The organism is Chryseobacterium lathyri (assembly GCF_030812195.1).
Taxonomy (GTDB): Bacteria; Bacteroidota; Bacteroidia; order Flavobacteriales; family Weeksellaceae; genus Chryseobacterium; species Chryseobacterium lathyri_A.
Window position 1 is genome coordinate 1581503 of the sequence record NZ_JAUSSF010000001.1, and the last position, 13881, is coordinate 1595383.

Annotated in this window: 12 protein-coding genes; 8 read left to right on the plus strand and 4 right to left on the minus strand. The window is 38.0% G+C overall.

All coding sequences use genetic code 11. The annotated features are described in order from the left end of the window. The first annotated feature begins 221 nt into the window (after positions 1-221). The 3 genes from J2T03_RS07050 to J2T03_RS07060 all read left to right on the plus strand — a co-directional run bounded on the left by J2T03_RS07050 (position 222) and on the right by J2T03_RS07060 (position 5631). Complete coding sequence (locus J2T03_RS07050) at positions 222-2330, plus strand: S8 family peptidase (protein ID WP_307210269.1); 2109 nt, start codon at positions 222-224, stop codon at positions 2328-2330. 76 nt (positions 2331-2406) lie between these two features. Next, complete coding sequence (locus J2T03_RS07055; RefSeq protein ID WP_307210271.1) at positions 2407-4479, plus strand: alpha-ketoacid dehydrogenase subunit alpha/beta; 2073 nt, start codon at positions 2407-2409, stop codon at positions 4477-4479. Positions 4480-4605: 126 nt separating this feature from the next. Next, positions 4606-5631, plus strand: coding sequence for a bestrophin family protein (locus tag J2T03_RS07060; RefSeq protein ID WP_306844597.1), 1026 nt, complete (start codon positions 4606-4608; stop codon positions 5629-5631). On the opposite strand, the gene J2T03_RS07065 is transcribed toward J2T03_RS07060, so the two are convergent. Then, a complete protein-coding gene (locus J2T03_RS07065; protein ID WP_306844595.1) occupies positions 5632-6090 on the minus strand; it encodes an Lrp/AsnC family transcriptional regulator in 459 nt (152 codons plus the stop codon). Between the two features lie 158 nt (positions 6091-6248). Between J2T03_RS07065 and J2T03_RS07070 the strand changes: the two genes are divergently transcribed. Beyond that, positions 6249-7475: an aminotransferase class I/II-fold pyridoxal phosphate-dependent enzyme gene (locus J2T03_RS07070; protein WP_307210273.1), complete on the plus strand. Its 1227-nt coding sequence runs from the start codon at positions 6249-6251 to the stop codon at positions 7473-7475. Positions 7476-7521: 46 nt separating this feature from the next. Here J2T03_RS07070 and J2T03_RS07075 read toward each other — a convergent pair whose 3' ends face one another. Then, on the minus strand, positions 7522-8526 hold the full coding sequence (locus J2T03_RS07075) for a glycosyltransferase (RefSeq protein WP_307210275.1): 1005 nt from the start codon (positions 8524-8526) through the stop codon (positions 7522-7524). 195 nt (positions 8527-8721) lie between these two features. Between J2T03_RS07075 and J2T03_RS07080 the strand changes: the two genes are divergently transcribed. Both J2T03_RS07080 and J2T03_RS07085 read left to right on the plus strand, forming a co-directional pair. Then, positions 8722-9735, plus strand: coding sequence for an SDR family NAD(P)-dependent oxidoreductase (locus tag J2T03_RS07080; protein ID WP_307210277.1), 1014 nt, complete (start codon positions 8722-8724; stop codon positions 9733-9735). Between the two features lie 39 nt (positions 9736-9774). Next, positions 9775-10581: a helix-turn-helix domain-containing protein gene (locus J2T03_RS07085; protein WP_307210279.1), complete on the plus strand. Its 807-nt coding sequence runs from the start codon at positions 9775-9777 to the stop codon at positions 10579-10581. Between the two features lie 48 nt (positions 10582-10629). Here J2T03_RS07085 and J2T03_RS07090 read toward each other — a convergent pair whose 3' ends face one another. Both J2T03_RS07090 and J2T03_RS07095 read right to left on the minus strand, forming a co-directional pair. Continuing rightward, positions 10630-11034, minus strand: coding sequence for a branched-chain amino acid ABC transporter substrate-binding protein (locus J2T03_RS07090; protein ID WP_307210281.1), 405 nt, complete (start codon positions 11032-11034; stop codon positions 10630-10632). A gap of 83 nt (positions 11035-11117) precedes the next feature. Beyond that, positions 11118-12281, minus strand: a complete 1164-nt coding sequence (locus J2T03_RS07095; RefSeq protein ID WP_306844584.1) for a THUMP domain-containing class I SAM-dependent RNA methyltransferase — start codon at positions 12279-12281, stop codon at positions 11118-11120. Positions 12282-12416: 135 nt separating this feature from the next. Here J2T03_RS07095 and J2T03_RS07100 point away from each other — a divergent pair, with 135 nt between their 5' ends. Both J2T03_RS07100 and J2T03_RS07105 read left to right on the plus strand, forming a co-directional pair. After that, positions 12417-13145, plus strand: a complete 729-nt coding sequence (locus J2T03_RS07100) for a class I SAM-dependent DNA methyltransferase (protein ID WP_307210283.1) — start codon at positions 12417-12419, stop codon at positions 13143-13145. Then, positions 13145-13870, plus strand: a complete 726-nt coding sequence (locus tag J2T03_RS07105) for a ZIP family metal transporter (protein ID WP_307211082.1) — start codon at positions 13145-13147, stop codon at positions 13868-13870. The genes J2T03_RS07100 and J2T03_RS07105 overlap by 1 nt, the downstream gene beginning before the upstream one ends. Positions 13871-13881 lie beyond the last annotated feature (11 nt).

The window sequence follows — 13881 nt, forward strand, 5'->3', positions numbered from 1 at the left end:
GATTTCGGTTCAAAGGGTATCAGAAAATTTCTTTTTTTAATCTCAATTTTAAAATTCATAAAATAAAAAATATAAAAAAAAGAAATAACAATTTAACAAAAACCAATATAAATTTATTAAAATCCATCAAAATAACAAATAATACACGCTAAAAACAAGATGATTAAAGATTTTAATATATATTTGCTGATCTATAAATTTTAATATTTTACTGAACCATTATGAAGAAACATTTACTTTTGGTCAGCACTTTGGCAATTACATTAATAAGTGCGCAAAACAATGAAGGATTAAAAAGAGAGTTTGAGAAACAAAACAAAGAGAATTCTGCAAAGTTTGACTCTTATGTTTCAAAGCGTTACGGAGCAGACAGATCTTCGGAGGCTTTAAAAGAAATTGAAGAACAAAGAAGTAATTTAGCTGGATTTACTCCAAATGGGAAACCTTATTTTTATCAAAAAGAAGATACTAGACAAGTTTCCAATGCTAATGCTGATAATCTTAATACAGCAGGTGGTGTAGTAGGATTAACTAACGCCTATAATGGTGAAGGTATTAAATATACTATTTTCGACGGGGGCAGAGTATATGCCGCTCATACAGCTTTCGACAATATCGCAGGAAGAATTACCAATAAAGAAGCTACAACACAAGTTTACAGTGCACATGCAACAGGTGTAGCCAGTTTTATTGGTGGTAAAAGTATAAACATAAGTGGTGGTGGCCTTAGTGGAAACACAAAAGGAATTGCTATAAATTCTACAATGGATTCTTACAGATTTGCAACGACTACATTACCAGGCAATACCACAACAAGTACTGTATTTCAAAAAATATTAGTTGCCCAGCCAAGCATTTCTAACCATTCATATGGAGTCAACGCAGGGTGGAATCTTTCCGCTGCTGGTGATTCATGGGTCTGGACGGGAGCTTTTGAGAGCCCTTCTGATGCTGTCGATTTACAAGGAACTTATTTTACTAATGATCAGAACTATGACCAAATTGTATATAACAATCCATTATACATCATCGTAAAATCTTCTGGTAATTATTTTGGATATGGCCCAGATTACCCCGGCACCTCTGCTTTCCCTAAATATTATACCGATGATAATGGTGCCCCAGTTCAGTTTGCTGCAACAGATACACTTCCTACAACAAACTGTAGCAATGGAGCCGATTGTATCGGACCTGGATCATTGGCAAAAAATATTATCGTGGTTGGAGCTACGGACGTTATTTCAACTAACAACTTCAAATATACAACAGCTTCTGATGTTGTTCATTCTGACTACAGCAGTGCAGGCCCGAGAGATGATGGAGGAATTAAACCAGATATTTCCACTACAGGTACAGATGTATTCTCTGCCGCTACAGCAGAAAATACTGTTGGTAGTTCAACGTTTAGCTACGGAAGCGGTACTTCTTATTCCGCACCGGTAGTAACCGGCGTTATCGGTTTATGGACACAAGTACATAAAGATCTTTTCTCAAACCAGGTATTAAATGCGGCAAGTGCAAAAACCTTAATGATTCATTCAGCTTCAGAAGCGGGGAATGTAGGTCCAGATCCATGGTTTGGATGGGGATATATCAATGCTAAAAAAGGTGCTGAATTATTAGTAGGAAAAGCTAACAATACTGTTATCTTTAATAATGAAACATTAGCCAGCGGTACTCCAAACACAAAGAATCTTGTAGCATCTGGCACTGAGCCGTTGAAAGTTACAATTTCATGGATTGATCCTGAATACGTTATTCCTGCCAACTTAACGTGGGCTGCTGCATATAACAACAGATCATCAAGATTGGTAAATGATTTAGATTTAAGAATTATAGATACAACAAACAATACCATTTATTATCCTTGGAAACTGAATGCTACTTCTCCAATGACTCCTGCAACTAAGGCGGATAATACAGTAGATAATGTAGAACAAGTGGTAATAGATAACCCGGTTGCCGGTAGAACTTACCGAATTGAGATTACCAACAAAGGAACCTTAAAAAACAATGCTGGCGCCAATGCTCCACAAAACTACTCTATTATAGCTACAGGCCAGACACAAGCTGTTTTAGGAACAGGTGAAGCCAGCGCATTAAGTGGTCTCGCAATAGCTCCAACCATTACAAAAGATGTTGTAAATATATTGAAAGCCCCTAAAAAATCTACTTTCGTAATTTATGATCTTTCTGGAAAAAAATTACAGAATGGAGTAATCAACACTGAGAAAGAATCTGTAGATCTATCTACATATACCAAAGGTATTTACATCATTGAAGTAAGAACAGACAAAGATGTTATCTCTAAAAAAGTAATCAAGGAATAATCCTTAAAATACATAGAATTCACACAAAATACTAACACTTGTTAGTATTTTGTTTTTTTGTGTATATTTGCTTCCTATGGAAAATACACTTCACGAAAAAGTTTCTCAGGATATTTTGCTTAAAGCGTACAATCATATGATGCTTGCTAAAGCAATGGCGGATATCTATGAAGAAAACAGAAACATCTGTAAATATGTTCATAGTACATCAAGAGGTCATGAAGCCATACAATTGGCAACTGCTTATCAGCTGAAAAAAGAAGACTGGATATCTCCTTATTACCGTGATGAAAGTATTCTTTTAGGAATCGGTTTCGAACCGTATCAATTGATGCTGCAGCTTCTGGCAAAAGCTGAAGATCCTTTTTCCGGGGGAAGATCGTATTACTCCCATCCATCAAGCAGAGACGAAAACAAGCCCAAGATCATTCACCAGAGCTCGGCTACAGGAATGCAGACCATTCCTACCACAGGTGTTGCGCAAGGGATAAAATATATTCAGGATTTTAATTTACAGAATTTCGAAAACAATCCGGTTGTAGTGTGCAGCCTTGGAGACAATTCTGTAACAGAAGGTGAAGTAAGTGAGGCTTTACAGTTTGCTGCCCTTCACCAGCTTCCTATCATATTCCTTGTACAGGATAATGAATGGGGGATTTCTGTAACTAAAGAAGAAGCAAGAACATGCGATGCCTACGATTTCGTAGCAGGATTTACCGGTCTTAGCAGAATGCGGGTAGATGGAACAGACTTTGTGGAAAGCTTCGAAGCTATGAAGAAGGCCGTAGACTTTGTAAGAAACGAAAGAAAACCTTTAGTCGTTTGTGCTAAAACAGTTCTTATAGGTCACCATACATCCGGTGTACGAAGAGAATTTTACAGAGATGAAGAAGATTTAACAAAACACAGAGCTAAAGATCCGGGTGAGATCCTTAGAAAACAGCTTCTAGAATCAGGAGCTGATGAAGATCTTTTAAAACAGATCACTAAAAAAGCACGTCTTGAAGCAGAAGAAGCTTTTGAAAGAGCTAAAAATGCAGAAGATCCAAAACCGGAAACGGTTATGCAGCACGTTTTTGCTCCTACTCCAATTACTGAGGAAACAGGAACACGCGAACCTGCAGGTGGTGAAAAAATCGTCATGGTAGATGCTGCAATCCATGCAGTTCAGGAGCTGATGTGGAAACATCCTGAAGCCCTTCTTTACGGGCAGGATGTAGGAGAAAGAATCGGAGGCGTTTTCAGAGAGACTGTGACTTTAGGAAAAAAATTCGGAAGCAAAAGAGTATTCAACACGGCAATCCAGGAGGCCTATATCATAGGATCAACTGCAGGAATGAGTGCAGTAGGATTAAAGCCAATCGTAGAAGTTCAGTTTGCCGATTATATTTATCCGGGAATCAACCAGCTGATTACTGAAATTTCAAAATCGAGTTATTTAAGTCAGGGAAAATTCCCTGTAAGCAATATTATCCGTGTACCTATCGGTGCATACGGCGGTGGCGGTCCTTACCACAGCGGAAGTGTTGAAAGTATTTTAGCCAATATTAAAGGAATTAAAATTGCTTATCCTAGCAACGCAGCCGATTTCAAAGGTTTATTAAAAGCTGCCTATTACGATCCGAATCCTGTAATTATGCTGGAGCACAAAGGCTTATACTGGAGTAAAGTTCCGGGAACCGAAGACGCCAAAACCATTGAACCTGCAGAAGACTATATCCTTCCTTTCGGAAAAGGTAAAGTGATCATTGAAGCGGATCAGAATGAAACCGAAAAAGGCAGAAGTTTACTGGTTGTAACTTATGGAATTGGAGTTTACTGGGCTAAAGAGGCTGTGAAGAACTTTAACGGAAGAGTGGAAGTTATTGACCTGAGAACTATAATTCCTTTGGATGAAGAACTTGTTTTCGAAAGAGTAAAAGCACACGGAAAATGTATTGTTCTTACCGAAGAACAACTGAACAATTCATTTGCCGAAGCATTTGCACACCGTATTTCGAAGAACTGCTTCAAATATCTGGATGCACCTGTAGAAACAATGGGATCTCTTGATGTACCTGCGGTTCCGATCAATCTGGTGCTGGAAAAAGAAATGCTCCCGAATGCAGAAAAGCTTAGTAAAAAGATTGAAGAAATGCTGCAATATTAAACAGCGATATTAATTATACGAAACCTCTAATTTTTTAGAGGTTTTTTTTATTACATTTAATCAACCATAAAATACCGTTTTTGGTATTTATTTTGTTGATATGCACACCAAATTTCATGCAGCATTATGATCACCACCAAATATTTTAATTACAGACAAGTTTTAAACCTCGCCGGCGGCCATCTCATCTGGCTTACAGCATGGTGTACCCTAGTGGCAGCTCTTTTTTATTTTTTTAAATGGAAATGGATGATCATTCCGTGGGTACCTGTAGCCCTGATCGGTACTGCAGAAGCTTTTTATGTAGGTTTTAAAAATAACCAGGCCTACGACAGATTGTGGGAAGCCCGGAAAATATGGGGAGGAATCGTCAATTCCAGCCGTTCTTTCGTTTCTATGCTGTATGCCTTTAATACGACAGCGGAAAGCAATAGTGAAACAGAAACCATCAAAAAGAAAATTGCCTACCGCCATATCGCCTGGCTGTATACATTCCGTGAGCAATTACTGGTTCCTACAGAATGGGAGCATATGTCCCAGAAAAGACATTTTGGAGATATTAATGTCAGAAGGCATCGACTGATCAAAGCCGGCTTTCCCGATTATGGCAGAACCCCTATTTTCCTTCATAAATACCTTTCGGAAAAGGAACTGGATTTACAGCCGGAATATAAAAATTTCGCTACTTATCTGATTTCAAAGCAAGCTAAAGAAGTTAATGATCTGAAAAATTTCGGGGACATTTCAGATTTCAACCAAATGCAGCTTCAGGACGCTCTTAATCTTTTTTATGACTACCAGGGGCAGGCGGAAAGAATAAAAAAATTCCCTTCCCCCAGACAGTTTGCGAGTACAGCTTTTATTTTTAATGTGATCTTCATTATGCTTCTTCCCTTAGGCCTTGTGAATGAATTTGCCAAATTAGGAAACTGGGGAATATTGATAAGCGTCCCTTTTTGCGTTATTATCGGCTGGATATACATTGTCATGGAACTCGTTGGCGACTACTCAGAAAACCCGTTTGAAGGTATGATGTTTGATATTCCGATGCTTTCTATATGCCGGACCATTGAGATTGATATTCTTCAAATGATCGGAGAGCATGATGATCTTCCTGAACCGATCGCTTCAAAGAACGGAGTGCTCGTATAACTACAGAACAATTGCCGTTGTATTTTTCACTTCAGAGATCATAAAAGAGCTGTGAGTACTTGCTATATGCTGAAGTGCCGTTAATTTGCTAAGCATAAAATTGCGGTAATCCTCCATATCTTTCACACCTATTTTAAGGATATAGTCGTAATCACCACTTACATGGAAGCATTCTGTAACTTCCAGAAGATTCATAACTTCCCTTTCAAACTGCAGCACAAATTCTTTTTTGTGCTGTGTTAATTTTATGTGGCATAACACAATAAAATCCCTATTTATTTTATGCCGGTCGAGCAAGGCCACATATTTTGAGATCACACCCAGATTTTCCAGCTTCTTTATGCGTTCATAAACAGCCGTTACAGATAAATTGAGCTTGTAAGACAGCTCTTTGGTCGTCTGTTTGCAGTCTTCCTGAAGTAAAAGGAGCAGTTTTTTATCCGTTTCATCAAAATTCATAGATATTTTTTTGGAGAAAGTTTAATAAATTCAAATATAATAAACATATTTTCTATTTAAAGCATAAATTATAGATTTATATTCTACATATTTAAAGATGTCTTGTAATAATTCTGAAAACAGAGCATATTTAAGCCGACAAATAAAATCTAAAGCTTATGGAAAATTTTAATGCAGCCAATGAGATCCAGGATCTGCAATATTTTGGTGAATTCGGTGGAGTAAATCCATCCATTTCTGACAGCTCTACCTATACATTCCTTTCGGCAAAAACCATGTTCGATACCTTTGAAGGAAATGCGGAAGGCTGCTATTTATATTCCAGACATTCATCCCCGATGAACCTGTATCTAGCCCAGGCGCTGGCTAAAATGGAGAATACAGAAGCTGCCAACGTTACAGCATCCGGAATGGGAGCTATTACTTCTGTATTAATGCAGGTATGTAAAAGCAGTGACCATATCATTTCCAGCAGGACGATTTACGGCGGAACTTATGCTTTTCTTAAAAATTTCCTCCCTCCTTTTCATATTGATACCACTTTTGTAGACATCAGCAATTTTGAGTCTATAGAAAATGCTATAACACCGAATACGAAAGTTATTTATTGTGAAAGTGTGAGCAATCCGCTTCTTGAAGTGGCAGACCTTAGAAAGCTTTCAGAGATCTGTAAAAAATACAATCTGAAACTGATCGTAGACAATACCTTCTCCCCTCTTTCTATTTCACCTACTTTATTAGGTGCTGATATCGTAATTCACAGTTTAACAAAGTTCATTAACGGAAGCAGCGATACGGTTGGGGGTGTATACTGCGGAACACAAGAATTTATTAATGACACCAAAAATGTAAATAACGGAGCCTGCATGCTGCTGGGACCTACTATGGACAGCTTCCGTTCTGCCAGTATCCTGAAAAACCTGAGAACACTTCACATCAGAATGAAACAGCACAGCCATAACGCTATGTACCTTGCTGAAAGGTTTGAAAAAGACGGGCTTAAAGTATCTTATCCGGGTTTAGCATCCCACAAGGATCATGAGCTGATGAAGAGTATGATGCATGAGGAATACGGATTCGGAGGACTGCTGACGTTAGATGCCGGTACAACCGACAAGGCCAATGAGTTGATGGAAATGATGCAGCAGGAAAACTTAGGCTACCTGGCAGTAAGCTTGGGATTCTATAAAACTTTATTTTCATGTTCGGGAAGCTCAACTTCATCTGAGATTCCGGAAGAAGAGCGTGAAGCAATGGGTATATCGGACGGACTGATCAGATTTTCTATCGGACTGGATCACGATATCGCCAGAACTTATGAAAAAATGCGGGAATGCATGCTAAAAACAGGCATTCTCAACCATGAAACCATATTCATATCCTAATTTATTGTTAAAAGCTGTTGGAATTTCCGGCAGCTTTTATTTTTAATTATTTTATATGAAAATGTTTGGGGAAAGCATCTTCCGGCTTCATTCTGAAAACATTAAGAAGCACCCAGGATTTCAGGAAACCGTATCCGTAGGAAAACATTTGAATATACGTAGAAATTACTGCCATTCCGGCAATGCTTATATTTTTCGTCAATATCATGGCATGGAATAATACAAGGAATGTATACAGTCCGTAAAACGCAAGGATAATCCCTCTTCCCAGAATAAAATATTCTATAAAGCCTAATATATATCCTAACATAAACAGCGTAGGAAATGCAAATGAAATCTTCACATAATTAGGATGTCTCTGATTGAGAATAGGTCTTGCACACCCAAACTGGTAGACCTGCTTGGAGAATTTGCCCAAATCTACTCTTCGCTTATGATACACCGCAATATCATCAAAAAATGCAGTCGTGAAACCGTTTTCCCAAAGCGTCATGGACAGATCCGGATCTTCACCGATTCTCATTTCGGAAAAACCGCCCACTTTTTCAAAAACCGCTCTCTTTACGCCCATATTAAAACTTCTGGGCTGAAATCTGGATACCGCTTTCTTACTTCCCCTGATTCCTCCTGTTGTAAAAACCGAGGTCATAGAATAGGAAATGGCTTTCTGCATCAGGTTAAAACCTTTGTGGGCCTTATCAGCTCCTCCAAAAGCATCACAGGGAATGGTTTCAATGTCTTTTTTAATATTTTCGATATAATCTTTTTCTACGATCACATCACTGTCTACAAAAAGAAGCCAGTCGTTCTGCGCTCTTTTTGCCCCATAATTTCTGGTAAGCCCGGGACCGGAATTATCCTTTCTGAAGTATTTGATATCTAATATACCATCAAAATTCTGAATGGTAGGTTTAAGATCAATAAGAGAACCATCATCCACAATAATTACTTCAAACTCTTTATCTGTCTGAAAAGTTAAAGAATTCAGCAGCTCAAAAAGTTCGTCCCTTCGGTTAAAAATAGCAACAACAATGGAAATGGTAGGTCTCAAATTGAAAATTTTTCAAAATTACTTATTCGCTGAGGAATCTACAAACAGTTTAACAGCTTATTCAAAGAAATTAACTTTTAAATAGGCATGTAAAAGAATGGCCTTGAAACTCTCAACACAATAATTTGACATTTTAAACAAAATCTATATGAACGGAGGCCCATACCTTTGTTATAGAACTTAAAACTAAAAAAAATGTTACAGAAAACCAATCCACTACAGCACCCTGTCCAATCAGGTTTTAATGCAGAATCTACAGCACAGGAAGTCATTAAAGGAATAGATCTTACCGGAAAAACAGCAGTGATCACCGGCGGCTATGCAGGAATCGGTCTTGAAACCACGAAAGTGCTTGTTTCCGCCGGAGCAAAGGTAATCGTTCCTGCAAGGGATATTGAAAAAGCAGCAAAGAACCTTACAGGCCTTAAAAATATTGAACTGGAAAAGATGGATCTGATGGACCCCGTGTCTATCGATAACTTCAGTCAAAAATTTTTAGCAACAGGAAGAAAGCTTGATTTGCTCATTAATAATGCCGGAATTATGTGGGTTCCTCTCCAAAGGGACCGCAGAGGCATTGAATCTCAACTGGCAACCAATTATCTTGGACAATTTCATTTAACAGCAAGACTTTGGCCGGCTTTGAAGAAAGCGAATGGTGCCCGGGTTCTGAGTGTCTCTTCTTACGGCCACCAGATGGCTCCGTTTGATTTTGAAGATCCAAATTTTGAGGAAAGAGAATACCAGACACTTTCAGGATACGGACAATCGAAAACGGCGTGTAATTTATTTGCCACAGAATTGGATGAAAGAGGAAAAAAATTCAATATCAGAGCTTATTCTTTACATCCGGGTTCCGTTTATGGAACAGACCTTGGAAGAGAAGAACCTATTGATCTTTATATTCAGATGGGAACTCATGATGAAAATGGAAAAATAAAACCTGAAGTTGAGGCCAGATTGAAAACTATTCCACAGGGTGCTGCTACAACCGTTTGGTGTGCAACAAGTCCAATGCTACAAAATATCGGAGGAGTTTATTGTGAAAACTGCGATATTGCTGAAATAGATCTTGGGCAGATAGAGCATAGATACGATGAGCCGGCAACAATCCGTGGTGTGCAGCCTTATTCTATTGACAGGGAGAATGCAGAAAGGTTATGGAAATTAAGTGAAGAAATGCTGGGCTTCAAATTCGATACGGAATAATCCATTTTTAAATACATTTGTACTCATAAACTACAGATCATGGATTTCCAGATACAATATATTACCCCGGATATCAAGCTTTCCACGTATGATGATAAGCTCTTCAAAACAGAGACTGTTTTTGAATTCCATATGCTGGTCTGGTTTATATCGGGAGAAACCAAGATTATCCAGGCTGATAAAACATATCTGTTCAAAGCGGGAGATATTTTCCTGATCCCGAGAAATCATCTCGCAACGATCATCAATTATCCCAAAGACGGGCTTCCGCATAAAGCTGTAGTAATGCATCTTACCACTGAACGGTTGAAACAGTTCTATGCTTCCATTGAACTGGGACATAAAATGCACTGCCGGAGCTCTGAAATCCATAGCTTTCAAAGTCATCCTCTCCTGAAAAGCTGTCTGGCTTCCCTTATTCCTTATTTTGAGATGGAAGGCCCTTTTCCCGAAAACATCGCTTCCTTAAAAATCACTGAAGCCATCAGTATTTTAAGAGAAATCGATAAAAATATAGACCCTATCCTGACCGACTTTGAAGAACCGGGAAAAATTGATCTGGCTGGATTCATGGAAAAGAACTATATGTTCAATATGTCTCTTGAAAGGTTTGGATATCTGACGGGAAGAAGTCTTTCCACGTTCAACAGGGATTTCAGGAAGGTTTTTCAGACTACCCCTCAGCGGTGGCTTACCCAAAAACGCCTTGAGCTGGCTTATTATCATTTAAAAGAAAAGCGTAAAAGACCTTCGGATGTATTTCTGGAAGTCGGTTTTGAGGATCTTTCCCATTTTTCTTATGCCTTTAAAAAACAGTATGGACATGTGCCTTCCGCCCTTATCTGATCAATTAAAATGATCTATGGATTTAGGCAATCTGTGGACATAAATTAACTATAAAAACAAACCTGATCTAAAATAAATATAAAGCACCAGTGAAATAAAAAACAGGATCACAGAACTACTAAAAAGCAGGAGCTTAAAAAAACTTTTAAAATAATACAGTTTCAGGACATGCAGAAGAAAAAATAACACACCTGAAATAGCAGCACCTATCAAAGAAATTACAATTAAAGTTTGCAAATAATTTTTCTCCGGAAGTGAATCCTTAAAAACAAAAAAAAGTAAAACTACAGCAGCAACTATAAAACCTGCACTTACTTTTTCAGTCAGATATTTTGTTTTTTTCTTTTTTGTCGGTTTATCACTATAATCAATTCTTGCAGAAGACGAACTACCTGCAAACAGATCCAGAACATTTAAAATATTTCCTAAAGCTTCAAGAAGATCCCAGGCCATTTTTTTATTTAAGTTGAAACAAAAATATAATAATTATCCAAATAAAAAACCTTCCATAACAGGAAGGTTTATATTTGAATGGATTAGTTCTTCTCAATTTTATGGAGCTTTTTCGTGCCCTCGTACATTTCATACTGAAGGAATCTGGTTTCCAGCTTACCGTTGAAAAGCTTGATCTTCCTTGAAGGACGGAGACCGATTTTCTTCACCGCTTCCAGATCAGAAGAGATCAGCCAGGCTAAGGTATTCGGATAGCTTGTTTTGAACGTATCTCCGATCTTTTTATAGAAATCCTCATCATTAATAGAAATTCTCTCATCATAAGGCGGATTGAAAACCATCAGCAAAGGGAAAAGCTCTTTTTTGGACTCAAAGAAATCCTGTTTTTTTACTTCAATCACATCTTCCATTTCTGCTGCTTCGATATTCGTTCTGGCCGCATTCAGCATTCTGTTATCAATATCATAACCAACAATCTTTCCTGTAAATTCTCTGACTCTGTTTACCCTTACTTCTTTAATTTTTGCAAAAAGGTCTGCGTCATAATTATCCCAGTTCTGGAACGCAAATCTTCTTCTGAAGATCTGAGCGGGAAGATCCATTGCAATCATTGCCGCTTCAACAAGAAGGGTTCCTGAACCGCACATCGGGTCCAAAAAGTTTCCTTTTCCATCCCAGCCTGCCAGCTGCAGCATTCCGCTTGCCAGCACCTCATTGATAGGTGCTTCACCCTGCTCTTTCCTGTAACCTCTCTTAAATAAAGGATCTCCTGAAGAATCTAAAGAAATAGTTACCAATTCCCTGTCAATATGAAGATGAAATTTGATATCCGGACTTTTTGTCTCTACATCCGGACGTCTTTTGAATTTTTCCTGAAAATAATCTACAATAGCATCCTTCATTTTCAGAGTCACAAACTGTGAATGCTTGAATGTTTCGGAGTTTACAGTAGAATCAATCGCGAAAGACTGATCTACATTCATATATTCTTCCCATGCAATGGCAGAAAGCTTATTGTAAAACTGATGCTGGTTAAATGCTTTAAATTCAAAAACAGGAATTAAGATTTTCAATGCTGTTCTCGCAGAGTAATTGATTTTATAAAGAAAGCCGAGATCACCTTCACAATTGACCGCACGGTTTTTAATTTCAACGTTTTTTCCGCCTAATTTTTTAATTTCCTCCGCAAGGATCTGCTCCAGTCCGAAGAATGTCTTTATCTGAATCTTTAGATTTTCTGTGTCCATAAATATTTATTAAAAGATTTAATGATTTAACAATGAAAAGATTACGGGTTCAATTTTGCTGTTAATTGAATTTTTTGATCTCCCATTATTTAAATACTTTGCTTTTAACCGCACAAATTTAGTTATTTTTGCATTATGGAATGGTTTGAATCTTGGTTTGATACACCTTATTATCATCTTCTTTATAGCAACAGGGACTATACGGAAGCCGAAAATTTCATTACAAAGCTTACTGAAGATCTTCAGCTACCCCCTTCATCCAAGATTATTGATCTGGCTTGCGGAAAAGGAAGACACTCTGTTTTTTTGAATAAGCTCGGATATGATGTATTGGGACTTGACCTTTCCAGACAAAGCATTGAATTTGATAAACAGTTTGAAACCCAATCTCTACTTTTCAATGTTCACGACATGCGGAACCCGATTGATGCAGATCCTATGGACGCCGTATTCAATTTATTTACCAGCTTCGGATATTTCGATAATGAGAGTGATGACAAAAAAGTTTTCCAATCGGTTTATAATGTTTTAAAACCGGGAGGATATTTTGTTCTCGACTATCTGAATGAAGAATATGTAAGAAAAAACATGGTTCCTGAGGCTACCATAATCCGTGGAAATATTGATTTTAAGATCCTGAAAAAGATCGAGGGAAGACACATCGTTAAAGACATCAGTTTCGAAGCGGACGGGAAACCTTTTCATTTCTTTGAAAAAGTAAAGCTTCATACTTTGGAGGCTATCAATTCCTATGCTACAGACTGCGGCTTTGAAAGAGTAAAGATCTGGGGCGATTATCAGCTGAATGAATTTGACCGTGAAGTTTCACCACGCTGCATCAATTTATTTAAGAAAAAAGCATGATAACGGTTGTTTTACTGATATTAAGCGTTATTACAGGTGTATTCCTGGGCAAGCATTTCGGAAAAAAAGAAAAGCTGGCTAAAAATCTATTGGTACTCAGTGCCGGATTTTTGATCACCATCTGTCTGAATGAGGTTTTCCCGCAGGTATATACTTCTGAAGCCGGAAGCAGTCTCGGAATTTTCGTGATCGCAGGCGTCTTGCTTCAGATGATTCTGGAGGCTTTGACCAAAGGTTTCGAACATGGGCATTTCCACCACCATAGTGAACACAATATTCTTCCTGTGGCACTGATGGTAGGATTATTTATACATGCTTTTATAGAGGGAATTCCTTTGGCTAATGAAGAGCACCAGCTCTCACCTTATCTTCTGGGGATCCTGTTTCACAATCTTCCTATTTCCTTTATTCTTGGAGCCTTTTTATTCAACAGAAAAAATGAGTCCAAAACGTCACCTTATCCTTCAATTCTGATTGTTGCCTTGTTTGCCCTTGCCTCTCCGATGGGAATGCTGCTTGGGAACTATTTCAATCCTAACCTGCAACCTTATTTTCTGGCAATCGTAGGAGGAATTTTTCTTCATATTTCGTCAGTGATTATTTTTGAAAGCAACAAAAATCACAATATTGACTGGATGAAGATAGGTCTGGTGATTGTTGGAGTTTCATTAGCACTGATCATGCATCTTTTTCACCATCATCCGGCTGCCGGACATTCTCATTAATCCTTTATTAA